Below are 26,729 nucleotides of genomic sequence, written 5' to 3'. Positions count from 1 at the left end.
TTACTTGTGCTGGCCCTGCTTCTGCAGGAACTGCACGCCCTTGTCCGGGAAGTCGGTGAACACGCCGTCGACGCCGGCCTGGTTGTAAATCACGTCATACAGCTGGTTTACGTCGGTCACGTACTTCGGCAGCGCATCGGCGCGGATGGTGAACGGGTGCACCGCCAGCTTGCTGGCGTGCGCTTCTTTCACCATGTCGGTCAGCACGATGTGGCCCGGTTTGGATTGATCCGCCACCACCAGCATGTGGTAGTCCGGCCCGATGCCGTCGGCATACTGAGCGATTTTCTTCATCGCGCCCGGTTTGAACATCCAGTCATAGTCGTATTCCACCCACTTGCCGTCGGCTTTCTGCTCGTAGGTTTCCTGCCAGTCGTTGTAGGCGATCAGCTGCACCAGCTTCAGATCCATGCCCAGCTTCGGCTCCAGCTCGTTCTTGATGCGTTTGAGCTCGTTGGCGTCGAAGCACTGCAGGTAGACGTTGTCGTTCTTGCCGGTGTAACCGTACTGCTTGAGCACCGCCAGCACTTTGCTGGAGATGTCTTTGCCTTCCTGCTTGTGGAACCAAGGCGCTTTGATTTCAGGATAGATGCCGATGTTTTTGCCGGTCGAATGGTTCAGACCCTGTACGAACTCGATCTCCTCCTGGAAGGTGTGGACGCGGAAGTCGGATTTGCCCATCGGGAAGCGGCCAGGGTAGCCCTGTACCTTCTTGCCGTTTTCGATGTCAAAGCCTTCGGTGAACTTCAGCGATTTGATCTCCGCCAGCGTAAAGTCGATGGCGTAATAACGGCCGTCTTTGCGTGCGCGGTTCGGGAAACGTTCGGCGACGTCGGTGACGCGATCGAGGTAATGGTCGTGCAGCACCACCAGCTCGTTGTCCTTGGTCATCACCAGATCTTGCTCGAGGTAATCGGCGCCTTGCGCGTAGGCCATCGCCTTCGCCGGCAGGGTGTGTTCCGGCAGGTAGCCGCTGGCACCGCGGTGGGCGATCACCACTTTGTCCGCCGCCTGCGCGGCGCTGACCATTGAGGTAGCGAGAATGATCCCTGTCAGCAGGGCTTTGACTTGAGTCCGCATTCCGTTTTCTCCGTGTTGTTGGGGGCAGGGTAGTAAAAAGGCCGCAGGGCGGCCTTTAAATCATGCAAAAGTCGTGTGACGGTTAGCCGCGCTTGCCGGCAGCGATTTCCGCGTGGTGTTTCTTCTCGTTCAGCATGGTCAGCAGCAGCAGGATAACCGCCAGCACGCCGCCGCCGATCATCACCATGAAGCCGCCGTCCCAACCGAAGAAGTCTACGGTGTAACCGACGATGGCGCTGGCCGCAACCGAGCCGCCCAGGTAGCCGAACAGGCCGGTGAAGCCCGCGGCGGTGCCGGCGGCTTTCTTCGGCGCCAGCTCCAGCGCGTGCAGGCCGATCAGCATCACCGGACCGTAGATCAGGAAGCCGATGACCAGCATACAGATCATGTCCACGGTCGGGTTACCGGCCGGGTTCATCCAGAACACCACGGTGGCGATGGTCACCAGCGTCATGAAGAACACGCCGGTGGCGCCGCGGTTGCCTTTGAACACTTTGTCCGACATCCAGCCGCACAGCAGGGTGCCCGGGATACCGGCGTATTCATACAGGAAGTAGGCCCAGGAAGACTTGTCCAGCGCGAAGTGCTTCACTTCTTTCAGGTAGGTCGGCGACCAGTCCAGAATGCCGTAACGCAGCAGGTAGACGAACACGTTGGCGACCGCGATGTACCACAGCAGCTTGTTCGGCAGGATGTACTGCATGAAGATCTGCTTGGCGGTCAGCTCTTCTTCGTCTTTTTCGCTGTAGTCGTCCGGGTAGTCGTTTTTGTACTCTTCAATCGGCGGCAGGCCGCAGGATTGCGGGGTGTCGCGCATCAGGCCGAAGGCGATCAGGGCCACCAGGATGGCGCCGAAGGCCGGCATGTACAGCGCCGCGTGCCAGTCGTTGAACCAGGCCATGCCCAGCAGGAACAGCAGCGGCGGCAGGCCGCCGCCCACGTTGTGGGCGCAGTTCCAGATGGAGACGATGCCGCCGCGTTCTTTCTGCGACCACCAGTGCACCATGGTGCGGCCGCACGGCGGCCAGCCCATGCCCTGGAACCAGCCGCACAGGAACAGCAGGACGAACATGATGGCGATGCTGGAGGTTGCCCACGGCACGAAGCCCATGAACAACATCACCGCCGCCGCCAGGATCAGGCCGGCAGGCAGGAACACTCGCGGGTTGGAACGGTCGGAGACCGAACCCATGATGAATTTGGAGAAGCCGTAGGCGATGGAGATGCCCGACAGCGCGAAGCCGAGGTCACCGCGGCTGAAGCCTTGTTCGATCAGGTAAGGCATGGCCAGGGTGAAGTTCTTACGCACCAGATAGTAGGCGGCGTAACCGAAGAAGATCCCCAGGAAAATTTGCCAGCGCAGCTTACGGTAGAGCGGGTCTACCTTATCGCTCGGCACACGGGCGATGTGTGCGGCCGGCTTAAAAATACTCAACATGAGCGCCTCCGATGGCTTTATCTGTTATCACATCAATATGACCTTTTACGTTCATTTGATGATTGAGCGGATATCGAATGTGGTGTTTTTGTGTTCCATAACGAGCGCCATTGTCATCAAATACGCCTGGTGTCGCTGTGACGAATGGCGCAATTGTTACACTTTCATGAAACCACGGCGGATTTTGAGCGATTCGTTAACGTTATGAAATAGAAAAACGTCCAAAAATCGTGATTATGATCACATTGATGGTTTTTTGTGGACATTTTTATTTCGTTTCATGTTCGTTATTGTTCCTTATCAAACAAAGACCCTAATAACCGTGGCTCAATAGGCTCATAACTACCGATCCTGAGGGAGCGACATGAGCAGCTATTTTGACGGCGGCGAAACGGATGTGATCATCATCGGCGGCGGCGCCACCGGCGCAGGCATTGCCCGCGACTGTGCGCGGCGCGGCTTGCGATGCATTTTGCTGGAGCGCCACGACATCGCCACCGGCGCCACCGGCCGCAACCACGGTTTGCTGCACAGCGGCGCGCGCTATGCGGTGACCGACGGCGAGTCGGCGCGCGAATGCATAGAAGAGAACCGCATCCTGAAACGCATCGCGCATCACTGTATCGAGCGCACCAACGGGCTGTTCATCACCTTGCCGCAAGACTCGCTGGACTATCAGCAGCAGTTTATCGCCGCCTGTCGCCAGGCCGACATCGACGCCGAAGCGATCGACCCGCAGCTGGCGCTGCGGCTGGAGCCGGCGGCTAACCCGGCGCTGATCGGCGCGGTGCGGGTGCCGGACGGCACCGTCGATCCCTTCCGGCTGACCGCCGCCAATATGCTGGACGCGCGCGAGCACGGCGCGCAGATCCTGACCTACCATCAGGTGGTGGGGTTGCTGCGCAGCGGCGATCGGGTGACGGGCGTGCGCGTTTACGACCATCAGAATCAGCGGCGCTATGAGCTGCATGCGCCGGTGGTGGTCAACGCCGCCGGCATCTGGGGCCAGCAGATCGCCGAATACGCCGATTTGCGCATCCGTATGTTCCCGGCCAAGGGAGCGCTGCTGATCCTCGGCCATCGCATCAACAACATGGTGATCAACCGCTGCCGCAAACCGGCGGACGCCGACATCCTGGTGCCAGGCGACACCATCTCGCTGATCGGCACGACCTCGACCCATATCGACTACGACCAAATTGACAACATGCTGGTGACCCCGCAGGAGGTGGATATTCTGATCCGCGAAGGGGCGCTGTTGGCGCCCACCCTGGCGCAGACCCGCATTTTGCGCGCCTATGCCGGGGTGCGGCCGCTGGTGGCCAGCGACGACGATCCCAGCGGGCGCAACGTCAGCCGCGGCATCGTGCTGCTCGATCACGCCGCCCGCGACGGGCTGGAAGGGTTTATCACCATTACCGGCGGCAAGCTGATGACCTACCGCCTGATGGCGGAGTGGGCCACCGACAAGGTATGCGAAAAGCTCGGCGTAAATAGTCCGTGCACCACCGCGCAGGACGCGCTGCCCGGATCCCGTCAGTCGGCGGAGGAAACGGTGCGCAGCGTGGTTTCTCTGCCCGCCAGCATTCGCGGCTCGGCGATCTATCGGCACGGCGATCGCGCCAGCCAGGTGCCGGCGGCCGATCGGCTCGACACCAGCCTGGTGTGCGAATGCGAGGCGGTGACCGCCGGGGAAGTGCGCTATGCGGTCAACTCGCTGACCGTCAATAACCTGGTGGATCTGCGCCGCCGCACCCGCGTCGGCATGGGCACCTGCCAGGGCGAACTCTGCGCCTGCCGCGCCGCCGGGCTGTTGACGCGCTTTAACGTCAGCACGCCGCAGCAATCCATCGCGCAGCTGTCGCAGTTCCTCAACGAACGCTGGAAAGGCGTACGGCCGATCGCCTGGGGCGATGCGCTGCGCGAGAGCGAATTCACCAGCTGGGTTTACCAGGGATTATGCGGGCTTGAAGCCCAGGCCGACCAGGAGCAGGAGGCGGATGATGCGATTTGACGTCGTGGTGATTGGCGGTGGTCTGGCGGGCCTGAGCTGCGCCATTGCCGTGGCCGAACAGGGCAAGCGCTGCGCGGTGGTCAGTTCTGGCCAGAGCGCGCTCTACTTCTCCTCCGGCTCGCTCGATCTGCTGGCGAGATTGCCGGACGGCACGCCGGTCGAGATGCCGCTGGCGGCGTTGCCGCAGCTGGCGCAACAGGCGCCGCAGCATCCGTACGCCCTGATCGGGCCCGGCCGGGTGGCGGCGCTGTCCGCCGCCGCGCAGCGGCTGCTGGAACGCTGCGGGCTGAATCTGCAGGGCGAGGGGGTGAACAACCATCTGCGCATCACGCCGCTCGGCACGCGCCGCGCCACCTGGCTCAGCCCGCAGGCGATCCCGACGCTGCCGCTGACCGGCCAACTGCCGTGGCGGCGTATTGCGGTGATCGGCATCGAAGGGTTCCTCGACTTCCAACCGCAGATGGCCGCCGACGCCCTGAGCCGCGAGCTCGGCGTGCAGACGGACGTGGCCTATCTGCACATGCCGGCGCTGGACAGATTGCGCAATAATCCCAGCGAGTTCCGCGCGGTGAACATCGCCCGGGTACTGGATTTGATGGAAAGCCTGCCGCCGATGGCCGAAGAGCTGCGGCGGCTGGCGGGCGAGGCCGAGGCGCTCTTCCTGCCGGCCTGTCTGGGCCTGGAGGACGACGCGTCGCTGGCGGTGCTGCAGGATGCGGTCGGCAAGCCGATCCGACTGCTGCCGACGTTGCCGCCTTCGGTGCCCGGCATGCGCTTGCATCAGGCGCTGCGGCGACGTTTCCAGCAGTTGGGCGGCGTTTTCATGCCGGGCGACAGCGTGCTGCGCGCCGAGAGCGAGGCCGGCCGCGTCACCGGTTTGTACACCCGCAACCACGGCGATATTCCGCTGCGGGCGCAGCAGGTGGTGCTGGCCAGCGGCAGCTTCTTCAGCAATGGGCTGGTGGCCGATTTCGACGGGGTGCGCGAACCGATCTTCGGGCTGGACGTACACAGTCGGGCGGATCGCGCCGACTGGAGCCGACGCGAGCTGTTCGCGCCGCAGCCTTACCTGCAGTTCGGCGTGCGCACCGACGGCAGGTTGCGGGCGATGAAGCAGGGAGTGCCGTTCGACAACCTGTACGCCATCGGCGCGGTCGCCGGCGGCTACGATCCGCTGCAGCAGGGCTGCGGCGCCGGCGTGTCATTGATCGGCGCGCTGCACGTCGCGCAGCAGATCGCCGCGGAGGAGAACGTATGAGCCTGCATCGGGACCACAGCTTTGAAAGCTGCATCAAATGCACCGTCTGCACCACTTACTGCCCGGTCGCCAAAGTGAACCCGCTCTACCCGGGGCCGAAACAGGCGGGGCCGGACGGCGAGCGGCTGCGGCTGAAAGACCCGGCGCTGTACGACGAAGCGCTGAAATACTGCACCAACTGCAAGCGTTGTGAAGTGGCCTGCCCGTCCGACGTCAAAATCGGCGACATCATTCAGCGCGCCCGCGCCGACTTCGCCCAGAGCAAGCCGACGCTGCGCGATGCCATCCTCAGCCATACCGATATCATGGGATCGCTGTCGACGCCGTTTGCGCCGATCGTCAACGCCGCCACCGGGTTGAAACCGGTGCGCAAGCTGCTGGACAAGGCGCTGAAGATCGATCACCGGCGCGAACTGCCGAAATATTCCTTCGGCACCTTCCGCCGCTGGTACCGGCAACAGGCGCAGGCTCAGCAGCGTTACGCCGAGCAGGTGGCATTTTTCCACGGTTGCTTCGTCAACTATAACCACCCGCAGCTGGGCAAGGATTTGGTCCGGGTGTTCAACGCGCTGGATATCGGCGTGCAACTGCTGAAACGCGAGAAATGCTGCGGCGTGCCGCTGATCGCCAACGGATTTATCGAGCAGGCTAAAAAGCAGGCCAGGGTCAATGCCGAATCGCTGCAGGAAACGGTGCTGGAGCGCGGCATTCCGGTGGTGGCGACCTCATCGAGCTGCACCTTCACCCTGCGTGACGAATACCCTCATCTGCTGGACGTAGACACCACTGCGGTGCGCGATCGGGTGGAGCTGGCGACGCGCTATCTCTATCGCCTGATCAATCAGGGGCGCAGCCTGCCGCTCAAGCGCACGCCGCTGCGGGTGGCTTATCACACGCCTTGCCATATGGAGAAGATGGGCTGGACCGCCTATACCCTGGAGCTGCTGCGGCAGATACCGGGACTGGAGCTGGTGGTGTTGGATTCGCAGTGCTGCGGCATCGCCGGCACTTACGGGTTCAAATCGGAGAACTATGCCACGTCGCAAGGCATCGGCGCGCCGCTGTTCCGGCAGATAGAAGAGAGCGGAGTGGATCTGGTGGTGACCGACTGCGAGACCTGCAAGTGGCAGATAGAAATGTCCACCAGCAAACGCTGCGAACATCCGATCACCCTGCTGGCGCAGGCGTTGGCATAAAGACTCAGGGGCCGGCGAACCGGCCCCTGCGGGATTACTGCTTCAGCTTCAGGGTGGAGATGATGCCTTCGGCCTCAGTCTGCGCCTGCTGCTGGTTGTCCGCCGGCAGCGTCACCTGAATGGTCAGCATGTTGTTGTTCAGCGAACCGATCAGGACGGAAGAATAGGCTTTCTCGCCGCCGCTGGTGATGATGCTGTCCAGCTGACGCAGCGGCACACCGTTGACGTCGAGCGCTTTGTTGGTGATCACCTGCAGGTTGGCGTCACGCGCGCGCTGGGTGTTCTCCAGGCGCTTGGCCAGAGTCTCCAGGCTGTCGGCGGTCTTGTCGCCCAAGATGACGATCACTGCGCGCTGACCGGTGCTGTCTGCGTAAACATGCATGTTGTTGGCCTGGTTGCCCAGCTTGCCGCTCTGATCCGCCATGCCGACCGGCAGGGTGAACGCCAGTTTACCGTCCAGCAGGCTCACCTGCTGCCCGGCCGGCGCGCTGGCCGCCGCGCCGTCTGGCGCTGCCTTGGTGTCTTTGGTGTTGCCGTCGCAGGCCGCGAGGCCAAGCGCCAGCAGGCTGATACCCATCAATTTCGCTACTTTACGCATCGGGCTTCCTTCTTCCTTTCCGGTAGGGATTCACTGTCGTATCGCAACCTATTCCAGGTTGAAATGCAAGGCAGATGTTGTCACAAGTTTTTTTCCAGTAATAGCCGATAATCAGCCACTTCGCCTTTCTTTTCCAGATGAACAATCTGATAGTGATGGGCGAGCAGCATCGTCAGCATGGCGCGGAACCGGTTACGGGTTTTGACCGTCAGTTGGCGATAGCCCTGCGCCCGCGCCCAGCGCTCTTGTTCGGCCAACAAGGCCTGCGCCACGCCGTGGCGACGGAATGCCGGCAGCACGCCGCCCAGCCAGCTGTAAAACACCGTTTCCTGCCGTTGATAACCGAGTTTGAAACCGGCCGGCTGCCCGCCTATCTCGGCGATCAACAGGCTGGCGGGGGCGGCGCCGATACGTTGCTGCAGATCGGCCAGGCTGTGCAGGCCGCCGAATTCGGGGATGCGTTGGTAAAGGCGGTGGATTTCTTCGAGCGTGGCGGTGCGGACGATTGGGGTCATGAGCGGCCTCCAAAGGATAGGGCCGCCCAGAATAACACGACTCAGCCCGGCTGCAGGCTGCCGCTGCGCGCCGCGATGCGTTTGAGCAGCATGTTCAGCAACACGCCGTACATCGGCAGGAAGAACAGCAGGCAGATCATCACCTTGAAGCTGTAATCCACCAGCGCGATCTCCACCCAGTTGTTGGCCATGAAGGGATCGCTGCTCTTGTAGAAGGCGATGAAGAAGAACGCCAGCGTATCGCTGATGTTGCCGAGGAACATCGCCGCCGCCGGCGCCACCCACCAGGCGCTGCGTTGGCGCAGGCGGTTGAAGACGTGTACGTCGAGGATCTGGCCGAGCACATAGGCCATAAAGCTGGCCACGGCGATGCGCGCCACGAACAGGTTAAAACTGCTCAGCGCCGCGAAGCCCTGCCATTCTCCCTGATAGGTGACGGTGGAGATCACATAAGAGATGAACAGCGCCGGCACCATCACCGCCAGGATAATACGTCGCGCCAGCGGCGCGCCGAAAATGCGTACGGTCAGATCGGTCGCCAGGAAGATAAACGGGAAGGTAAAGGCGCCCCAGGTGGTATGGAAGCCGAAAACGGTGATCGGCAGCTGCACCAGGTAGTTGCTAGAGGTAATGATGGCGATATGAAACAGCGAAAGCCAGACCAACGCCGTGAAGCGCTGCTGTGCGGTAAACGAATACATGTTGTAGCCTTTTTAGCAGTGGGGTGAGGGAACCCAGTGTGTCTTGTCAAAACAGCAAAAAACGCTGCGCGGCGGCATGATACGCGTTTGCGCAACCAATGCAATGGTTAAATTTAACGCAAACGTTAACGCATCTTGCGCAGAAAAACTACCGGCGTAAACTAGGCGCTAATGAGATGCGGCGAGCGTTCGCCGATCGTTTTTGAACGAGAAAAATTGCATGACTGACTTATTTGCCCAGGCAGACCAGACGCTCGACGCGCTGGGGCTGCGTTGCCCGGAACCGGTGATGATGGTGCGTAAAACCGTGCGCCATATGGACAACGGCGAAACGCTGCTGATTATTGCCGACGATCCGGCCACTACCCGCGATATCCCGGGGTTCTGCCGCTTTATGGAGCACACGCTGGTGGCGCAGGAGACCGAGCAGGCGCCATACCGTTATCTGTTACGGAAAGGTGTATAGTTTTTAATCGTCTCGTAAGATAAGCTCCCTGCGATTGGGGAGCGTTCGAAAGGGACAAACGATGATGAGTATTTTACTACTGCCTACGGTTGCCAAGATGGAAAATGAGGAACACACACAGGGCTATGAGCGCTGGTTTCTTGAAAGAGTTCAGGAAGCCATGGATGAGCCGTGGCCCGGTATTCCTCATGATGACGTGATGGCTGAAATGGATGCTGTTATCGCTGCTGCAGAAGCCAGGATCAACGCGAAGCAGGCATAATGCTCAACATCGAATGGACTCGAGCCGCACGTCAGGATCTGGCGGAGATTGTGGGATTCATCGCCAACGATAACCCTCTGGCAGCCAGAAAAATGAAGGTTCTCATCATGGAGGCCGTCACTCCCGCCGCCAGGCATCCTCGAATTTTCCGGCGTGGCAGAGTGGACGGCACGCATGAAATCCCCTTGCATCCCCATTATCTCCTGATTTACCAGGTGCTGGAAACTCACATCCGGGTGTTGCGGGTATTACATACGCGCCGACAATATCCTTAGTATCTTCGCTGCAATCGATAATGGCGGGTTCCCATTGAGGAACCCGGCCTGGCGTCACGTTATTGGCGCTTTCTCAACAGCCGCAGCGCGTTGGCGGTGACCAGCGCGGTGGCGCCGGAGTCCGCCAGCACTGCCAGCCACAGCCCGGTTAACCCCAGCAGGCTGGTGATCAGAAAGACCCCTTTCAATCCCAGCGCGATGGTGATGTTTTGCCGGATATTGGCGTGGGTGGCGCGCGAGATGCGGATCATTTCCGCGACGCCCACCAGCCGGTTGTGGGTCAGGGCGGCGTCGGCGGTCTCCAGCGCCACATCGGTGCCGCTGCCCATGGCGATGCCGATGTTGGAGGCTTTCATCGCCGGGGCGTCGTTGATGCCGTCGCCGATCATCGCCGTCGGGCGCAGTTCGTTCAGCTCGGTAACCGCGGCGACCTTATCTTCCGGCAACAGACCGGCGCGATAGTCGAGGCCCAGCTCGCCGGCGATCGCCGCGGCGGCGCGCGGGTTGTCCCCGGTCAGCATCACGCCGCGAATACCCAGCGCGTTCAGTTCGGCTATCGCCTGTTTGGCGTCGCTGCGCAGCGTATCGCGCAGCGCCAGCAAGCCGATGGGCGCGCCGTCTGCCAGCACCACCACCGCCGTTTTACCGGCGTTTTCCAGCTTGTCTACCTGGCTCTGCCATTGGGTGTCGAGCAGGCCCGGCGCCAGCTTGCCCGGCGCGCTGATCAGCACGGTCTTGCCGTCCACGATCCCTTCCACACCGACCCCGGCCAGGGCGCGGCGCGCCTGCGCCAGCGGCAGCTCGGCACCGCTGGCGGCGGCGCGGTTAATGATCGCTTGCGCCAGCGGGTGATGTGAACCGGCCTCTACCGCGGCGGCAAGCTGCAACAGCCGTTGTTCGGTGAGCGCGCCGATGGGCAGCACGTCGGTGACCGTCGGCTTGCCTTCGGTCAGGGTGCCGGTTTTATCGAAGGCGATGGTTTGAATCTGGCCCAGTTGCTCCAGCGCCGCACCGCCTTTAATCAGCGCGCCGCGCCGCGTGGCGGCGGCCAGCCCGGATGTGATGGCCGCCGGTGTCGAGATCACCAGCGCGCATGGACAGCCGATCAGCAGCAGCGTCAGGCCGCGATAGATCCAGGTCTCCCACGGCTGCGAGAACAGCAGCGGCGGCACCAGGATCACCGCGACGGCCAGCAGCATGATGGCCGGGGTGTAGTAGCGGCTGAAGCGATCGAGGAAGCGTTCGATCGGCGCGCGGCGCTCTTCGGCCTCTTCAATCAATTGCAGAATGCGGTCGATGGCGTTTTTGCCGGGCTCTGAGATCACCTTCATCTGTGCCGCCTGATCGACGGACAGGCTGCCGGCGGCCACTTTTTCCCCCTGTTGACGCTCGACCGGCACCGATTCGCCGGTCAGGGCGCTTTCGTCGAAGCTGGCGAACGGATTGAGCAGCTCGGCGTCGGCCGGCAGACGCCCGCCGGGCGCGATTTCAATCACGTCGCCGGGGCGCAGGCTGGCGACCGGCACGCGTTTGCGTTCCGTGCCTTGCAGCAGCAGCGCATCTTCCGGCACCAGCTCCATCAGCGCCTTCACCCCGCGCCGCGCACGGTTGGCGGCGTAGGATTCCAGCAGCTCGCCAACCATAAACAGCAGCAGCACCATCGCCGCCTCGGCGGTGGCGCCAATGAACAGCGCGCCGATGGCCGCCACGCTCATCAGCGTTTCGATGGCGAACGGCGTGCCGGAGCGAATCAGACGCAGCGCCTTGGCGGCGACCGGCGCCAACCCGACCAGCGTGGTGGCGATAAAGGCGATGCGACCCAGCTCCGGGTTAATCCGATCCAGCACCCAGCTGACCACCATCAGGGTGGTTAACAACAGCAGCGGCGCAAATTCGCCGAAGCGCGAGGCTTTTGGCACGGCATCTTTGGCTGTCTGAGCGCCGAGCAGGGTAAAACCGGCCTGGGCGACCGCGTCCTGGATCCGCAGGCTGATATCGGACTGTGCGTCGACCACCAGTTTTTCGGTGGCGAACAATACGCGTGCGCTGTCAACGCCGGGGAGCGCGGTGACGGCATTTTCGATTTTCTTGGCGCAGCTGGGGCAGTCCATACCGGTGACTTTCCAGCTGAAACGTTGGCTGCCGGAAGGGGGAGCGGCGGCCAGCCTGTCGCTTTCCTCGTCCGGATCGTCGTGTGCGGCGGCGCAGCAGCCGCTCTCGCCATGATCGTGATGGTGATGGGCGTGTTCGGTCTGCGCAGCGGCGTTTTTCGGCTCGCTGCTGCAGCCATGCTGGGTTTTGCTGTGGCTGTGGTTGCAGCCGCATCCGCCTTCGGCGTGGTGATGTTCCTGATGATTATGATTTTGCTGATTGTGCATAACGTCCCCCTTCGGGCAGTTAACCGGGTTTGCTCAGCTGACTCTACACCCTGGAGTCCACTCCAGAGTCAAGCGCCGGATGAGAATTATTGCTAACGGCGTACGGGCGTTATGGGGGGGTTCATTCAATAATGAATAATGCGAATTTTAATCTATTGCTTTTTCTTATTACCTATTTCGAGAAAAAGTCTCGCCGCCGTTAGTTTAAATAAGAAAATAATATTCCTATAGAAACTAAAAAGTCGCCCGGTCTAATAATAAAGAGTTATTTATCTATAACGCGTTAGCAAAATTTATCTTTTTGCGCCTGATTAGCCAGCATGATTCGCTTGTGTCTGCAAGCCGCATTGCTATTGAAGTTTGGTGCCAACTTCTCCTCTCTAAGTTTCATTTGTTTTGTAAATAAGCGCAAAAAGTAGCATAACAAACTTTCGTTGCGATAATAAATGGTTGATTATTTTATGTGCAGTTTTGCGGTCCTGCCTATAATTGGAATCGATTACCATTTTTAATGGTGATCTTATTTGCTGATATATATGCATTAATTCTACCAAACACACTGCCGGTAACGGCGCATAAGCCCCTTCCAGCAAGCTTAAGGTTCATTAACCGTGGCTTACGGGGAGGTTATGTCTATCTGTCTGATTGATATCAATCAGGTAATGAGTGGAATCGAACCAATGCAATCTACTAAAAAGGCAATTGAAATTACTGAATCCAACTTCGCGGCCGCCACAACCGGCTACGATGCTGTAGACGACCTGTTGCATTATCATGAGCGGGGCAACGGGCTTCAGATTAATGGCAAGGATTCATTTTCTAACGAGCAAGCTGGGCTGTTTATTACCCGTGAGAACCAAACCTGGAACGGTTACAAGGTATTTGGCCAGCCGGTCAAATTAACCTTCTCCTTCCCGGACTATAAGTTCTCTTCCACCAACGTCGCCGGCGACACCGGGCTGAGCAAGTTCAGCGCGGAACAGCAGCAGCAGGCTAAGCTGTCGCTGCAGTCCTGGGCCGACGTCGCCAATATCACCTTTACCGAAGTGGCGGCCGGACAAAAGGCCAACATCACCTTCGGTAACTACAGCCAGGATCGTCCCGGCCACTATGATTACGGCACCCAGGCCTACGCCTTCCTGCCGAACACCATTTGGCAGGGGCAGGATCTGGGGGGCCAGACCTGGTACAACGTCAACCAGTCCAACGTGAAGCATCCGGCGACCGAAGACTACGGCCGCCAGACGTTTACCCATGAGATTGGCCATGCGCTGGGTCTGAGCCATCCGGGCGATTACAACGCCGGTGAAGGCAACCCGACCTATCGCGACGTCACTTATGCGGAAGACACCCGTCAGTTCAGCCTGATGAGCTACTGGAGCGAAACCAACACCGGTGGTGATAACGGCGGTCATTACGCCGCAGCTCCGCTGCTGGATGACATTGCCGCCATTCAACATCTGTATGGCGCCAACCTGTCGACCCGCACCGGCGACACCGTGTACGGTTTTAACTCCAACACCGGTCGTGACTTCCTCAGCACCACCAGCAATTCGCAGAAAGTGATCTTTGCGGCCTGGGATGCGGGTGGCAACGATACCTTCGACTTCTCCGGTTATACCGCTAACCAGCGCATCAACCTGAACGAGAAGTCGTTCTCCGACGTGGGCGGCCTGAAAGGCAACGTCTCGATCGCCGCCGGTGTGACCATCGAGAACGCCATTGGCGGTTCCGGCAACGACGTGATCGTCGGCAACGCGGCCAATAACGTGCTGAAAGGCGGCGCGGGTAACGACGTGCTGTTCGGCGGCGGCGGGGCGGATGAGCTGTGGGGCGGTGCCGGTAAAGACATCTTCGTGTTCTCTGCCGCCAGCGATTCCGCGCCGGGCGCTTCAGACTGGATCCGCGACTTCCAGAAAGGGATCGACAAGATTGATCTTTCGTTCTTCAACAAAGAAGCGCAGAGCAGCGATTTCATTCACTTCGTCGATCACTTCAGCGGCGCGGCCGGTGAAGCGCTGCTGAGCTACAACGCTTCCAACAACGTGACCGATTTGTCGGTGAACATCGGTGGTCATCAGGCGCCGGACTTCCTGGTGAAAATCGTCGGTCAGGTAGACGTCGCCACTGACTTTATCGTGTAACGCAGCAACGGAGCGCCCGGCGCAGTCTCGGCCGGGCGTGATGTGGGAGCCGGTATGAAAGGTACTTTAACGCGCGCTGCCCTGGCGGCGGGGGGCATGATGGTGACGAGTGCGGTGATGGCCGGCAGTCTGGCGCTGCCGACCGCGCAGTCGCTGGCGGGGCAATGGCAGGTAGCCGACAGCGAACGGCAATGCCAAATCGAGTTTCTGGCCAATGAGCAAAGCGAGACCAACGGCTACCAACTGGTGGATCGGCAGCGTTGTCTGCAAAGCGTATTTGCGGCCGAGGTGGTGGGCTGGCGCCCGGCGCCGGACGGCATCGCCCTGCTGCAGGCGGATGGCAGCACGCTGGCGTTCTTCTCGCGCGACGGCGATCTGTACCGCAATCAGCTGGGTGCGGGTGATGCCCTGACGTTGAAAGCGCTGGCTTGATGAAGAAACGGGTTCGGCGCGCCGAACCCGCGGCAGGTCTCTACAGGTAGAGCGAACGCACGATCAGGAAGTGGCCGGAGAAGTAACAGAAAGCCACGATGGCGTCCGCCGCGCGGAAGGTGAAGCGGTAGCGGTTGAGCAGCCAAACCACGTTGGCCAGCAGCAGCAGCGAGGTGCCGGTCAGCAGCGAGAAGCCGAAATCGGTGCTGCGCAGGAAATATTGCTCGCCCGCCAGCCAGACCATCAGCAGCGTCATCGCCACATAGGTGACGATCGGCCAACGCATCTCTTCCAACCGGGTCCAAAGGGCGGCCAGCAGCAATGCGCCGATCGCCAGCAGCGCCAGCGGCAGCGGCCAGAACAGACTGAACGTCATCTGGCTAGCGAAACTCAGGGTGTACAGCAAGTGGGACAGGAAAAAGGCGCCGATGGCGTACAGCACCCGCTCGCGCGGCAACAGAAGCAGCGCATCGCCGATCAGCGTTGCCAGCAGGCCGAGTACGATCAGATAGCCCGCGGCGCTGAGCACCGGCGCCTGCCAGGCCAACAGCAACAGCAGCAGCAGCGTGACGGGTTTGAACACCCAACGCTGCCAGCGCGGCCCACGGTAAGAGGCGTCGACGAACAGCCAACCGGAAAAGAATACGGCAAGGAACGGCCAACTCATTTATGTCTTCCTTATGTAGGAGGGAGCCGCAACCACCGGCTCCAAACTGTCACCCATGTCACTTCTTCATTTCAGTGTAGGTAGCCTGCCGACGATCGACAATGCTTTCTTGAGAATGCTATGTTTACGCCGATTTGACCGTGAAGGAAATGGGAAACCGATGAGTAAGCCACCGTTATTTTTTGTCGCCGTCATTGCGTTGATCGCCGTGCTGGCCACGCAACGTTACTTCAAACAGCGCCAGCAGGAGGCGGAAAACGATCGCGCGCCGATGCGCAGTCTGCAGGTGACGGTGAGTGACAAGCGGAGCTTCCCGGTCGCCAAGACCCGTGCGCCGCAGCGCGAGCCGTTGGTCAACGAGCCGATGTATTACGAGGTGGTGTTCAGCCCTAACCAGGGTGGTGAAAACATTACGCTGCGGCTGAAGCAATGGCAGTACAACCCGATAGAAAAAGGCGCGCAGGGCACGTTAAACATGCAGGGCACGCGCTTCGTCTCGTTCACCGTTCAGCCGTAGCGGTCACTTTTTCTTGATGGGCGGCTGTTTCTTTTGCCAGGCCAGCAGCTCGAACACGCCAAAGATAAAGATCTTGGCCTCTTGCCAGTAGCTGATCGGCTGATCCTTCGGCTGGGTGGATTTCAACAGCACCAACTGCAGGCCGTGCATCACCACCATAAAGAACAGCGCCACGTCGATGAAATACTTCAGCGGCTTGGGAAACGGATGGAACAGGTTAGAGAGCAGGAAGCCCCATACGCACAGCATCAGCAGGCGGCCCAGATTAATCAGCATGGTCGGTTTTCTCTTGCGAACGAAGATAAAGGCGATAAGCCACCTGGCCGGCGACCTTCTCCCGGTGCAACTGCCAGCTGGCAGGCACGTCCGCCGCGGCGCTTTCCGCCTCGGCTTCTACATAGATCCAGGCCTCGTCGGCCAGCCAGCCCCGCTGCTCCAGCAGCAGGGCGGTCTCCGCCAGCAGGCCTTTGCGAAACGGCGGATCGAGGAACACCACGTCGAACGGTTGACCGTCGCCCGCCAGCCAGCTCAGCGCGTTGGTGTTGATAACCACCCCTTTGCCCTGCAGCAGCGCCAGATTTTTTTCCAGCTGCTGCGCCACCGGCCGCTCGAATTCCAACAGCGTGGCGCTGCCGGCATAGCGCGACAGCGCTTCCAGCCCTAATGCGCCGCTGCCGGCGAAGCAGTCCAGGCAGCGCGCGCCCTGAATCACCGGCGCCAGCCAGTTGAACAGGGTTTCGCGTACCCGATCGGTGGTGGGGCGCAGCCCCGGGCTGTTCGGCACCGGAAGCTTACGGCCGCGCCATTGGCCGCCGATGATGCGGATCTGTCCGGCTGCGGCCTGGGGCGGTTTTTTGGCCGCCGCCCGTGGCGAGAGTCTTGTCATAAGCGTTGTTTGATTTCTTTTGCGGCGCGGGGCCGCAGAGGTTAACGAAAAGTTGTCCCTATTCTACCGGTGACGGGCGTCGGGGGGAACGGTAAAACTTTGTTGTCTGATTTCACACCGGAAAGCATGCCGGATGCGTGTTGCTGCGCGAGGGAAAGTGATAGACTCGGCGGATTATTGTCAGCATATATCCTTCAGGTATGTAGGGTAAGCGAGCCTTCGGTACGGAGTAGAGTCATAACATGGCAAAAGATAAGAAACGTGGGTTTTTCTCCTGGCTGGGCTTTGGCCAGAAGGAAAAGGAAGAAGAGCAACAGCAACCTGAGCAGCCGGTAGAGCAGGCGGAAGCTCAGGCCGCGGAGACGCCGGCTGCACCGGCCGCCGCCAAGCTGGACGACAAGCTCCCCGCCCAGGAATCTGAACCTGCCGCCTCCGTCGACACCCCGGGAGAGTGGGATAACGGTCAGGCCGGCGAGCAAATCGCGGAAAATTTGCCGGCGGCGGCTGAACAGCCGGCGGCGCAAGCGCTGGCCGAAGAGATCGTCAGCGTCACCGAACAGGTGGCGGCGCAACAGCAACCGGTCGTTGAACCTGAGCCGGTCGTCGAGCCTGAGCCGGTCGTTGAGCCTGAGCCGGTCGTTGAGCCTGAGCCGGTGGTTGAACCCGAGCCGGTCGTCGAGCCTGAGCCGGTCGTTGAACCTGAGCCGGTGGTTGAACCCGAGCCGGTGGTTGAACCCGAGCCGGTGGTTGAACCCGAGCCGGTCGTCGAACCTGAGCCGGTCGTCCAACCTGAGCCGGTGCCGGTCGTTGAACCTGAATCCGTGCCGGAAGTGGAAGAAGAACCGCTTGAGCCGGTGGTGCCGGCCGCGGCGCAAGAACAGGAAAGGCCGACCAAAGAAGGCTTCTTCGCCCGCCTGAAGCGCAGCCTGCTGAAGACCAAACAAAACCTCGGCTCCGGCTTTATGGGGCTGTTCCGCGGTAAAAAGATCGACGACGATCTGTTCGACGAGCTGGAAGAACAGCTGCTGATCGCTGATGTTGGCGTGGATACCACGCGCAAAATCATCACCTCCCTGACCCAGCACGCCAGCCGCAAGCAGCTGAAAGACGCCGAAGCGCTGTACGGCAAGCTGAAGGAGGAAATGTCCGAAATTCTGGCCAAGGTCGATCAGCCGCTGGATGTCAGCGGGAAAACCCCGTATGTCATCCTGATGGTCGGCGTGAACGGCGTGGGTAAAACCACCACCATCGGTAAGCTGGCGCGTCAATTCCAGGCGGAAGGCAAGTCGGTGATGCTGGCGGCGGGGGATACCTTCCGCGCCGCCGCGGTGGAGCAGCTGCAGGTGTGGGGTGAACGCAACCGCATTCCGGTGGTGGCGCAGCATACCGGCGCGGATTCCGCTTCGGTGATCTTCGATGCGGTGCAGGCCGCCAAGGCGCGCGGCATCGATGTGTTGATCGCCGATACCGCCGGCCGTCTGCAGAACAAATCGCACCTGATGGAAGAGCTGAAGAAGATCGTCCGCGTCATGAAAAAACTGGACGACCAGGCCCCCCATGAGGTTATGCTGACGCTCGATGCCAGCACCGGCCAGAATGCGGTCAGTCAGGCGAAATTATTTAATGAGGCCGTGGGCTTAACCGGCATCACGCTGACTAAACTGGACGGTACCGCCAAGGGCGGGGTGATCTTCGCCATCGCCGATCAGTTCGGTATCCCGATCCGCTATATCGGCGTCGGGGAAGGCATCGAAGATTTGCGGCCCTTTAAGGCTGACGATTTTATTGAGGCACTTTTTGCCCGAGAGGATTAATACGGATGATTCGCTTTGAACAGGTCAGTAAAGCTTATCTGGGCGGACGGCAAGCGCTGCAGGGGGTTGATTTCCATCTGCGCCCGGCGGAGATGGCGTTTCTGACCGGCCATTCCGGCGCGGGGAAAAGTACCCTGCTGAAACTGATTTGCGGTATCGAACGGCCCAGCGCCGGCCACATCTGGTTTGGCGGTCACGACATCAGTCGCTTGAAAAACCGCGAGGTGCCGTTCCTGCGTCGACAGATCGGCATGATCTTCCAGGATCACCACCTGCTGCTGGATCGCACGGTGTATGACAACGTGGCGATGCCGCTGATCATCGCCGGCGCCAGCACCGAAGATATCCGCCGCCGCGTTTCCGCCGCGCTGGACAAGGTCGGTTTGCTGGATAAAGCGAAAAACTTCCCGATTCAGCTGTCCGGCGGTGAGCAGCAGCGCGTGGGCATCGCCCGTGCGGTGGTGAACAAGCCGGCGGTGCTGCTGGCGGATGAACCGACCGGTAACCTGGATGATGCGCTGTCGGAAGGCATTCTGCGCCTGTTTGAAGAATTCAACCGCGTCGGCGTGACCGTACTGATGGCGACGCACGACACCGGGCTTATCGCCCGCCGCAATTACCGCATCCTGACGCTGAGCCAGGGCCGCATGCAAGGGGGCGCTCACCATGGCCAATAACGCAAAAACCGCCAAGAGCAAGGCGCTGCGCGGCGGCTGGCGCGAACAGTGGCGTTACGCCTGGATGAACGCCATCAAAGACATGCTGCGTCAGCCGTTGGCGACGCTGCTGACGGTGATGGTGATCGCCATTTCCCTGACGCTGCCGAGCGTGTGCTACATCGTGTGGAAAAACGTCAGCACCGCGGCCAGCCAGTGGTATCCAACGCCGCAGCTGACCGTTTATCTGGATAAATCGCTCGATGACGACGCCGCGCTGAAAGTGCTCGACGCCATCAAGGCGGAAGCCGGCGTGGAGAAGGTCAATTACCTGTCGCGTGAAGAAGCGCGCGGCGAGTTCCGCAACTGGTCGGGCTTTGGCGGCGCGCTGGACATGCTGGAAGAGAACCCGCTGCCGGCGGTGGCGATCGTCACGCCGAAGATGAGCTTCCAGAGTTCGGATACCCTCAACACCCTGCGCGATCGCGTAGCGGCGGTGCAGGGCGTGGAAGAAGTGCGTATGGATGACAGCTGGTTTGCCCGCCTGGCGGCGCTGACCGGGCTGGCGGGTCAGATCGCGGCGATCATCGGCGTGCTGATGATCGTGGCGGTGTTCCTGGTGATCGGCAACAGCGTGCGTCTGAGCATCTTCAGCCGCCGCGACACCATTAACGTGATGAAGCTGATCGGTGCCACCGACGGCTTTATTCTGCGGCCGTTCCTCAACGGCGGGGCGATGCTGGGTTTTGCCGGCGCGCTGCTGTCGCTAGTGTTGTCCGGCGCGCTGGTGTGGCAGCTGGAGTCGGTGGTCGCCGGGGTGGCCAAGGTATTCGGCACCACCTTCACCTTGCACGGGCTGGGCTGGGATGAGGCGCTGCTGCTGCTGATCATCTCCGCGATGATCGGCTGGATCGCCGCCTGGCTGGCGACGGTGCAACATTTACGCCGATTTACACCACAGTAAGATTTTTTTGGTATACTCTTCTCCTGCTGCTTTTGATCGCGTTGCGGGAGAAGAGTGACCTCAAGCGAAGTCAGCACCATCCCTCTCTTCTTAGCGCACAAATTCCCTATCGGCCTGCACCCTCGTCACGTATTGTCAGCAACAATGCTTGCAAAAAAGGGTGAACTTTTAGGGCGGAGTACGGTCAAAAATTGCAGCAAATGTTAAGGTGCCCGGCGTGTGGAACCGCTTTTGCTTCAGCAACTGCCGTAGAATCAATCATTTCCCCGCTGTAATAATCACCTGCATGATTTTGTATTCTCATAGAGAGGGTTTGAATGACCAAAGAAATGCAAACTTTAGCCTTAGTACCCCAAGGTAGCTTGGAAGCCTATATCCGGGCAGCCAACGCCTATCCGATGCTGACGGCAGAGGAAGAGCGGGAGCTGGCTGAACGGCTGCATTATCAGGGCGATCTGGATGCCGCTAAGCAGCTCATCCTGTCTCACCTGCGCTTTGTCGCTCATATTGCCCGCAACTATTCAGGCTATGGTCTGCCGCAGGCGGATCTGATTCAGGAAGGCAACATCGGCCTGATGAAAGCCGTTCGCCGCTTCAACCCGGAAGTCGGCGTGCGTCTGGTTTCCTTTGCGGTGCATTGGATTAAGGCGGAAATCCACGAGTACGTATTGCGCAACTGGCGCATCGTGAAAGTGGCGACCACCAAAGCGCAGCGCAAGCTGTTCTTTAACCTGCGCAAAACCAAACAGCGTTTGGGCTGGTTCAACCAGGACGAAGTGGAACTGGTGGCCCGTGAGCTGGGCGTCACCAGCAAAGACGTGCGCGAGATGGAATCGCGCATGGCGGCGCAGGACATGACGTTCGATCCGACTCCGGACGACGAGGCCCGCGATGGCCAGTCGATGGCGCCGGTGCTGTACCTGCAGGATAAGAGCTCGGACTTCGCCGAAGGCATCGAGGAAGATAACTGGGAAAGCAACGCCGCAGACAAACTGGCCTATGCGCTGGAAGGTCTGGACGAGCGCAGCCAGCATATCATCCGCGCCCGTTGGCTGGATGACGACAACAAATCGACGCTGCAGGAGCTGGCCGATCAGTACGGCGTTTCCGCCGAACGCGTGCGCCAGCTGGAAAAGAACGCCATGAAGAAACTGAAAATGGCGATCGAAGCCTGAGTCGATGCGAGATTCGATAAAAAAAGCCCGGCAAGCCGGGCTTTTTAGTGCCTGAAATTCGGCGTTATGGCGCCACGGCGGCGAAGTCCGGCGCCGGGCAGTCGTAGCCGAATTTCGCCGCCCACGGATAACGGGTGCCGGTGTTGATATAGCGCTGATAAAGCGCCCGGCCGGTTTTGGCATCGCGTTTGATAACCCAGCTGGCGGCGTTACACAGCACGGCGGCATAGGCCTGGCTCTTAGGCGGCAGCAGATCGGCCGCCTGTTGCGCCAGCCCCACCGCCTGCCAGCGATAGTGCAGGAAACGGTTGTCTTCCGCCGGTAGCGCCGCCTTGGCGCGCGCCGCTTCGGCGCTGTCGATCCAGCTTTTATGCTTCAGCTCGCGGGTATCGAACGCATCTCCCAGATAGGAATAGCCGGCGCCATAGATGGCGTAATCCGGCGTCATCTCATAGCCGGTAAACTCCAGCCCCTGGGCGCGCAGCAGGTTGGCGGCGCGATAGTAAGCCTGCGCGCGCGCCAGCGGCGCAGCGGATTTGTCCTTGGCGGCCTTCAGCTCGTCGGCGAACTGCTGCGCCGCTTGCCGGTAGTTGGGAATATCGAAGTAGGCCAGCGCCTCCGGCGATCGCCCGGCGCGCATCAGCCGCCGCGCCAGCAGTTCGCGCAGCTGCACCTCCGGCGTGATCTGCTGGCCGCCGTAATCGTCCGGATTAACCGGCTTGAGCGGCGTCGTCGGCGCCGGGGCGTGCTTATCGACAAAGCCTTTCAACTCATCGACGGTCAGCACCCGTTCCGCCACGTCGGCCACGTCGGCCCAGTAGAGCGCTTTGCCGCGATACAGCAGGTCCATCGCCTGCAGATAGTCGCCTCGGTTCAGCGCCAGGATGGCCTGTTCGCCGGCCACCCGGCACTCGGGCACGATGGTTTCCGCGACGAAGTCGGCGTTGCGCTGTTCACCCCAGCTTTCGTCGGCGGGGAACGCGCTTGCCGCCTTGGCGTAGGCGGCGGTGGCGGCTTTCACGTCACCGTCGCGCAGCGCCATTTTGGCGCGCAGCCACCACGCCAGGCCGCTGTCGCCGGCGTTTTTCAGCAGGCTCGCCGCCATCGGGTACTGCCCCGAACGGTAAGCCAGCGCCGCCAGCCGATCGCTGCCGGCGAAGCCGCTTTTCACTGAGCCGTCCAGCAGCGTCAGGATCTGGTTGATGATTTGCGCGGAGCGGCCGTTGCCGTCGGTATCCGCCATTTGCAGGTTGCCGCTGCGGGCGAACAGCTCAATGGTCACCAGCTGCTGGATCAACGGATCGCCGATAATCTGTTTCAGCGTGTCCAAATGGTCGGGATTGACCAGGAAGCTGGAGACGTACTGCAGCGACTGCCCGCCGCTCGGATCGCCCTGCGCCGCCTGTTGCGCGTACAGATGGGCGGCGGAGGCGACGTCACCCAGCCACAGGTGGATGCGCGCCTGCTGCCCAAGGCTGCTCAGCGCCAACTGATCGGGATCGGCGGCGCCGCTTTTCACCCGGTCGATCACCTGCTGGAATGCCGTCAGCGCCTGTTCAAGCGCGGCTTTTGGCGGGTGCTCGGCGGCGGGGGCCGCTTCACCGGATTCGTTTACCGGCGTCCCGTGGTCAGCCATCAGTACGCGGCCAAGCGAATACTGCGCCCGCAGTCCCCAGTCGCCCTGTTCGGCGGCCGGTAGCTTCAGCACCTGCTGGAAATAGTCTGCGGCGCGCGGATCGTGGCTGGCGAAAGCCACGGCGCCCAGTTGATAGAGACGCGCGGCGTTGGACAACCCCTGCGTATTGACGGCGTCAGCCTCTTCCACCGTTTTGGCGGCGCGCATTTTGCCTATCGCTATCGTTTCCGGCGATTGCGGCATCGGTTTCGGCGGCATCGGCGGCGGCGGGGCTTGCCAGTGCGGCAACTGACTGTCCGCCGGCACCAGCCGGCCGGCTTCGAAGGCGAAATTGCCCTCCGGCATATACAGCAGGGTGCCGTTGCGATCGATCAGCAGCCGGTTAGGAAAATCCGGGCCGCAGGCATAGCCGCCCAGCGGCAGTGCGGCGCCGATCAGCATGGCCAGCGGAAGAAGGCGGCGGGTGTTCCGTGCCGCGCGCGAATCAAGGTGTGACAAGGGTGCCTCCTGGCGTCAGTTGTTGGCAGCGCAGCCAGCCCAGTGGCCGGGATTGCCCGGCTCGCAGCTGGTCGCTGCTGATGCGAATAAAGCGTTGCCGTTGCGGTGCGGATTCCAGCCGGTAGTTGCCGACCGCGTCCGCCGCCAGGCAGTCGTCGGCGCGGATGACCACCTCTTGCGGCAGCGGGGCGTCCACCGGCCCGTTGTTGTGAATTATCAGATCATACAGCCCGTTTTGCTGCGGCTGAGGCCTAAATTTTACCTGCCAGTCTACATTCAGCGGCCGCCGTTCGATCACCGCTCGCAGCGTGGCGAGCGACCAGGCGCGCCGATCGTCCGCCAGCGGCAGTCGGAACCAAATCACGCCGCGCAGCCGGGGCGGCGTTTGCTGCGCCAGCGTTTGCAGAAAATCGGCGATCTGCTGCGGCGCGACCGTCAGTTCGCGGCCGTTGCCGGCCACGCGCAGCGAGGATTCGCTCTCCACCTGCGCGCCCTGCGCATCAAACCCCAGCAGCGCCATGCCATAGGCCGGCAGCGCGACGCGAAACGGTTTCGGTGTGACGGCGGCGTACTGCCGCACCCAGCGCAGCGCCAGCGGGCCGTCAAACAGCCCCTGCTGCGGTGAGAGCACCGCATGCACTTGCAGAACGGAACTGTCGGCCTGTTGCAGTACGCCGGGCAAGTTGGGCGAGCCGATCCAGGCCGGCAGGGCGGTGATGCCGAGTTGCAAAGCGGCGGGCAGCCGTTGGCGCAGCCGCTGCAGAAAACGTTGGTAATCCGGCAGGCGAGCCGTGGCGGCGTCATGATCGATCTCGACGCCGGTGACGGGCAGCCCGGCCGCCTGCCAGCGCTGGGTGATCGCAAGCAGACGCTGGATAATGGCTTCTTGGTCCAGCTGCGCCAGCTGGCCGTCGAGGCGCGCTACCAGCCAGAGCGGGCGGCCGTCCTGCTTCAGCAGGCTGAGATCGGCCGGGATTTCCCGCCAGCCCTCGCGTGGATGCACCTGCAGCGCCAGCACCCGCAGCGTGCCGAACAGATCGCGGCTGCGCGCCAGCGCATCGGCGTGTTGCGGCGTCCAAACCCGCTGCCAAACGTAAACCTGCTGATCCCCGCCTGAGGCCTGGCGCAGCGCCTGCTGACGCCCGGCGAACCAGGCCGCCAACCCCAGCGCAATCAAGACCAGCGCCGCCAGCCGGCGTTTCATTTTTGCCAGAGATCGCCCTGCGGCGCGAAGCCGCAGGCGCGCATGAAGTTATCGACTTCCCCACGTTCGCGCGGCGCCAGACCGGCGGTCGACAGCTGCCAATGGGCGACCTGCGGCAGCTGACGCTGTGCATCTTGCACCAGGTAAAGACCGACGCCGCGGCGGCGCGTCACTTCGCGTACCAGCAGATCCAGCAGTTCGGCGCGGTCGTCCTGCAGCGCAATTTTCACCGCGCCCAGCAGACGCTCGTTGAAGCGGGCGGCGAACAGCGCCTTGCCGCCGCTCAGCCAGCTCTGCCACTGTTCCGGCTGCTGGTGCGGCCAAATTTTACCGAGGTCGATAAGGTCTTGCGGGGACAGCGCGGTCAGGCGCTCGATGGTCAGTTTCATGCAGAATTTCCGCGCAGCTAAATGATGCCGACAGTGTAATAGATCTTGTGCAGAGCGTTGTGTAAGTTTTTCTGTACGATTACTGTGCAATATGTTTTTTGCACGGGGCATTTTCCGAGTAAATAGTTAGTAAACGGATTGTTAACCAGCACAACGCGCTACGCTTCAAGGTAAACAGCGCAGATTTAATTCGAATTTTATCCTGTTTACACCGCTTGTTTCTGTCGGATGAAGTTGATTTGCAGCAGAAAATTCCTGTTTAATGGTATGAAAAATAAAGTCTTATTAGAAAATAATGCCAACAAAACGCCTAAATCATTATTACTTATAACAAAAGCGGTCAATAACGATCGGGCGCAGGCAAACACAACAGGTACGTTCACAACGACAGATGGGGATTTGCGGATGAAATTAACAACAGGTAAGGCACTGCTGGCGGGTTGTATTGCGATGGCCATGAGCCAGGCGGCCATGGCGAAAGACATCAAGGTGGCGATCGTCGGGGCAATGTCCGGCCCGGTCGCGCAGTATGGCGACATGGAGTTTACCGGCGCGCGCCAGGCGATTGCCGACATTAACGCCAAGGGCGGCATCAAGGGCGACAAGCTGGTCGGCGTGGAATACGACGACGCCTGCGACCCGAAACAGGCGGTTGCGGTCGCCAACAAGGTGATCAACGACGGCATTCGCTACGTGATCGGCCACCTGTGCTCCTCATCCACCCAGCCGGCGTCCGATATCTATGAAGATGAAGGCGTGATCATGATTACCCCGGCGGCCACCAACGCCGATCTGACCACCCGCGGCTACAAGATGATCCTGCGCACCACCGGTCTGGATTCGGATCAGGGCCCGACCGCCGCCAAATACATTCTCAGCGACATCAAGCCGAAGCGCATCGCCGTGGTGCACGACAAGCAACAATACGGCGAAGGCCTGGCGCGCTCGGTGCGCGACAGCCTGAAAAAACAGGGCACCGAAGTGGCGATGTTCGAAGGCATCACCGCCGGCGACAAAGACTTCTCCACCCTGGTGGCGCGCCTGAAGAAAGAGAATATCGACTTCGTGTACTTCGGCGGTTACTACCCGGAAATGGGCCAGATCCTGCGTCAGGCCAAACAGGCCGGGTTGACTACCCGCTTCATGGGGCCGGAAGGCGTGGGCAACTCCTCACTGTCCAACATCGCCGGCGCCGCTTCGGAAGGCATGCTGGTGACGCTGCCGAAACGCTACGATCAGGTGCCTGCCAACCAGCCGATCGTCGATGCGTTGAAAGCCAAGAAGCTGGATCCGACCGGCCCGTTCGTCTGGACCACCTATGCCGCGCTGCAGTCGCTGACCACCGGCATGGAGCGCAGCGGCAGTCAGGAACCGGCGGACATCGTCAAGGATCTGAAAACCGGTAAGCCGGTGGAGACCGTGATGGGGCCGCTGACCTGGGATGACAAGGGCGACCTGAAAGGCTTCGAGTTCGGCGTGTTCGAATGGCATGCCAACGGCACGTCCACACCGATCAAATAAGCCATAATGATTAGGGTGGGGCGCAGCCCGCTGCGCCCGGCGGGT

Annotated in this window: 26 protein-coding genes; 14 read left to right on the top strand and 12 right to left on the bottom strand. The window is 61.0% G+C overall.

Annotated elements, in window-relative coordinates:
• Window positions 1–1,080 carry a glycerophosphodiester phosphodiesterase gene (glpQ, locus tag HWW83_RS17120; protein ID WP_025304882.1) on the bottom strand — a complete coding sequence of 360 codons (1,080 nt, stop codon included), beginning with the start codon at window positions 1,078–1,080 and terminating at the stop codon, window positions 1–3.
• Between the two features lie 82 nt (window positions 1,081–1,162).
• Window positions 1,163–2,518, bottom strand: a complete 1,356-nt coding sequence (glpT, locus tag HWW83_RS17115) for a glycerol-3-phosphate transporter (RefSeq protein WP_033645009.1) — start codon at window positions 2,516–2,518, stop codon at window positions 1,163–1,165.
• 364 nt (window positions 2,519–2,882) lie between these two features.
• Here glpT and glpA point away from each other — a divergent pair, with 364 nt between their 5' ends.
• Genes glpA through glpC form a run of 3 tightly spaced genes read left to right on the top strand, consistent with a single transcriptional unit; the run spans window position 2,883 to window position 6,986 of the window.
• Window positions 2,883–4,532: an anaerobic glycerol-3-phosphate dehydrogenase subunit A gene (gene glpA, locus HWW83_RS17110; protein ID WP_038874123.1), complete on the top strand. Its 1,650-nt coding sequence runs from the start codon at window positions 2,883–2,885 to the stop codon at window positions 4,530–4,532.
• Entirely contained in the window at window positions 4,522–5,790 is a 1,269-nt protein-coding gene (glpB, locus tag HWW83_RS17105; protein ID WP_038874127.1) for a glycerol-3-phosphate dehydrogenase subunit GlpB, read from the top strand. Before glpA ends, glpB begins: the two co-directional genes overlap by 11 nt.
• On the top strand, window positions 5,787–6,986 hold the full coding sequence (glpC, locus tag HWW83_RS17100) for an anaerobic glycerol-3-phosphate dehydrogenase subunit GlpC (protein ID WP_033645005.1): 1,200 nt from the start codon (window positions 5,787–5,789) through the stop codon (window positions 6,984–6,986). Before glpB ends, glpC begins: the two co-directional genes overlap by 4 nt.
• Before the next feature lie 34 nt (window positions 6,987–7,020).
• On the opposite strand, the gene HWW83_RS17095 is transcribed toward glpC, so the two are convergent.
• The 3 genes from HWW83_RS17095 to HWW83_RS17085 all read right to left on the bottom strand — a co-directional run bounded on the left by HWW83_RS17095 (window position 7,021) and on the right by HWW83_RS17085 (window position 8,800).
• Entirely contained in the window at window positions 7,021–7,584 is a 564-nt protein-coding gene (locus HWW83_RS17095; protein WP_025304887.1) for a DcrB family lipoprotein, read from the bottom strand.
• An 80-nt stretch (window positions 7,585–7,664) separates the two neighbouring features.
• Window positions 7,665–8,099 (bottom strand): GNAT family N-acetyltransferase, encoded by a 435-nt coding sequence (locus tag HWW83_RS17090; RefSeq protein ID WP_033652424.1) that lies wholly within the window; start codon window positions 8,097–8,099, stop codon window positions 7,665–7,667.
• Between the two features lie 41 nt (window positions 8,100–8,140).
• Entirely contained in the window at window positions 8,141–8,800 is a 660-nt protein-coding gene (locus HWW83_RS17085; protein ID WP_176589444.1) for a 7-cyano-7-deazaguanine/7-aminomethyl-7-deazaguanine transporter, read from the bottom strand.
• Between the two features lie 220 nt (window positions 8,801–9,020).
• Between HWW83_RS17085 and tusA the strand changes: the two genes are divergently transcribed.
• From tusA to HWW83_RS17070, 3 genes are all read left to right on the top strand, one after another.
• Window positions 9,021–9,266 carry a sulfurtransferase TusA gene (gene tusA, locus HWW83_RS17080; RefSeq protein WP_025304890.1) on the top strand — a complete coding sequence of 82 codons (246 nt, stop codon included), beginning with the start codon at window positions 9,021–9,023 and terminating at the stop codon, window positions 9,264–9,266.
• A gap of 61 nt (window positions 9,267–9,327) precedes the next feature.
• Window positions 9,328–9,528, top strand: coding sequence for a type II toxin-antitoxin system RelB family antitoxin (gene relB / locus HWW83_RS17075; protein WP_223524348.1), 201 nt, complete (start codon window positions 9,328–9,330; stop codon window positions 9,526–9,528).
• Window positions 9,528–9,803 carry a type II toxin-antitoxin system RelE/ParE family toxin gene (locus tag HWW83_RS17070; RefSeq protein ID WP_033645001.1) on the top strand — a complete coding sequence of 92 codons (276 nt, stop codon included), beginning with the start codon at window positions 9,528–9,530 and terminating at the stop codon, window positions 9,801–9,803. The genes relB and HWW83_RS17070 overlap by 1 nt, the downstream gene beginning before the upstream one ends.
• 59 nt (window positions 9,804–9,862) lie before the next feature.
• Here HWW83_RS17070 and HWW83_RS17065 read toward each other — a convergent pair whose 3' ends face one another.
• Window positions 9,863–12,181, bottom strand: a complete 2,319-nt coding sequence (locus HWW83_RS17065; protein ID WP_176589443.1) for a zinc/cadmium/mercury/lead-transporting ATPase — start codon at window positions 12,179–12,181, stop codon at window positions 9,863–9,865.
• A 680-nt stretch (window positions 12,182–12,861) separates the two neighbouring features.
• On the opposite strand from HWW83_RS17065, the gene HWW83_RS17060 reads away from it, so the two are divergent.
• Window positions 12,862–14,325, top strand: coding sequence for a serralysin family metalloprotease (locus tag HWW83_RS17060; protein WP_176589442.1), 1,464 nt, complete (start codon window positions 12,862–12,864; stop codon window positions 14,323–14,325).
• Window positions 14,326–14,379: 54 nt separating this feature from the next.
• Window positions 14,380–14,757, top strand: coding sequence for an AprI/Inh family metalloprotease inhibitor (locus HWW83_RS17055; RefSeq protein WP_025304893.1), 378 nt, complete (start codon window positions 14,380–14,382; stop codon window positions 14,755–14,757).
• A gap of 40 nt (window positions 14,758–14,797) precedes the next feature.
• On the opposite strand, the gene HWW83_RS17050 is transcribed toward HWW83_RS17055, so the two are convergent.
• Window positions 14,798–15,424, bottom strand: a complete 627-nt coding sequence (locus tag HWW83_RS17050) for a lysoplasmalogenase (protein WP_033644998.1) — start codon at window positions 15,422–15,424, stop codon at window positions 14,798–14,800.
• A 160-nt stretch (window positions 15,425–15,584) separates the two neighbouring features.
• Between HWW83_RS17050 and HWW83_RS17045 the strand changes: the two genes are divergently transcribed.
• Window positions 15,585–15,941 (top strand): DUF2500 domain-containing protein, encoded by a 357-nt coding sequence (locus HWW83_RS17045; protein ID WP_033644996.1) that lies wholly within the window; start codon window positions 15,585–15,587, stop codon window positions 15,939–15,941.
• A gap of 3 nt (window positions 15,942–15,944) precedes the next feature.
• On the opposite strand, the gene HWW83_RS17040 is transcribed toward HWW83_RS17045, so the two are convergent.
• Together HWW83_RS17040 and rsmD are read right to left on the bottom strand one after the other, a co-directional pair.
• Window positions 15,945–16,217 (bottom strand): DUF1145 family protein, encoded by a 273-nt coding sequence (locus tag HWW83_RS17040; RefSeq protein WP_004934327.1) that lies wholly within the window; start codon window positions 16,215–16,217, stop codon window positions 15,945–15,947.
• Window positions 16,207–16,827 carry a 16S rRNA (guanine(966)-N(2))-methyltransferase gene (rsmD, locus tag HWW83_RS17035; protein ID WP_033644994.1) on the bottom strand — a complete coding sequence of 207 codons (621 nt, stop codon included), beginning with the start codon at window positions 16,825–16,827 and terminating at the stop codon, window positions 16,207–16,209. The genes HWW83_RS17040 and rsmD overlap by 11 nt, the downstream gene beginning before the upstream one ends.
• Window positions 16,828–17,069: 242 nt before the next feature.
• On the opposite strand from rsmD, the gene ftsY reads away from it, so the two are divergent.
• The 4 genes from ftsY to rpoH all read left to right on the top strand — a co-directional run bounded on the left by ftsY (window position 17,070) and on the right by rpoH (window position 21,436).
• On the top strand, window positions 17,070–18,641 hold the full coding sequence (gene ftsY / locus HWW83_RS17030; protein ID WP_060660069.1) for a signal recognition particle-docking protein FtsY: 1,572 nt from the start codon (window positions 17,070–17,072) through the stop codon (window positions 18,639–18,641).
• Window positions 18,642–18,646: 5 nt separating this feature from the next.
• Entirely contained in the window at window positions 18,647–19,318 is a 672-nt protein-coding gene (gene ftsE / locus HWW83_RS17025; RefSeq protein WP_004934337.1) for a cell division ATP-binding protein FtsE, read from the top strand.
• Window positions 19,308–20,261 carry a permease-like cell division protein FtsX gene (gene ftsX, locus HWW83_RS17020; protein WP_033636680.1) on the top strand — a complete coding sequence of 318 codons (954 nt, stop codon included), beginning with the start codon at window positions 19,308–19,310 and terminating at the stop codon, window positions 20,259–20,261. The genes ftsE and ftsX overlap by 11 nt, the downstream gene beginning before the upstream one ends.
• Window positions 20,262–20,578: 317 nt before the next feature.
• Window positions 20,579–21,436 carry an RNA polymerase sigma factor RpoH gene (gene rpoH / locus HWW83_RS17015; RefSeq protein ID WP_004934345.1) on the top strand — a complete coding sequence of 286 codons (858 nt, stop codon included), beginning with the start codon at window positions 20,579–20,581 and terminating at the stop codon, window positions 21,434–21,436.
• Between the two features lie 64 nt (window positions 21,437–21,500).
• Here rpoH and HWW83_RS17010 read toward each other — a convergent pair whose 3' ends face one another.
• Genes HWW83_RS17010 through panM form a run of 3 tightly spaced genes read right to left on the bottom strand, consistent with a single transcriptional unit; the run spans window position 21,501 to window position 25,163 of the window.
• Window positions 21,501–23,513: a hypothetical protein gene (locus tag HWW83_RS17010; RefSeq protein WP_373275452.1), complete on the bottom strand. Its 2,013-nt coding sequence runs from the start codon at window positions 23,511–23,513 to the stop codon at window positions 21,501–21,503.
• Between the two features lie 43 nt (window positions 23,514–23,556).
• On the bottom strand, window positions 23,557–24,774 hold the full coding sequence (locus tag HWW83_RS17005; RefSeq protein ID WP_103101684.1) for a DUF3142 domain-containing protein: 1,218 nt from the start codon (window positions 24,772–24,774) through the stop codon (window positions 23,557–23,559).
• A complete protein-coding gene (gene panM / locus HWW83_RS17000) occupies window positions 24,771–25,163 on the bottom strand; it encodes an aspartate 1-decarboxylase autocleavage activator PanM (RefSeq protein WP_033644987.1) in 393 nt (130 codons plus the stop codon). Before panM ends, HWW83_RS17005 begins: the two co-directional genes overlap by 4 nt.
• Before the next feature lie 405 nt (window positions 25,164–25,568).
• Between panM and HWW83_RS16995 the strand changes: the two genes are divergently transcribed.
• Window positions 25,569–26,684, top strand: a complete 1,116-nt coding sequence (locus tag HWW83_RS16995; RefSeq protein ID WP_025304902.1) for a branched-chain amino acid ABC transporter substrate-binding protein — start codon at window positions 25,569–25,571, stop codon at window positions 26,682–26,684.
• Window positions 26,685–26,729 lie beyond the last annotated feature (45 nt).

The sequence above is a fragment of the Serratia ureilytica genome (genome assembly GCF_013375155.1).
In the GTDB taxonomy this organism is placed as follows: domain Bacteria; phylum Pseudomonadota; class Gammaproteobacteria; order Enterobacterales; family Enterobacteriaceae; genus Serratia; species Serratia ureilytica.
This window is presented reverse-complemented; position numbering and strand designations above follow the sequence as displayed.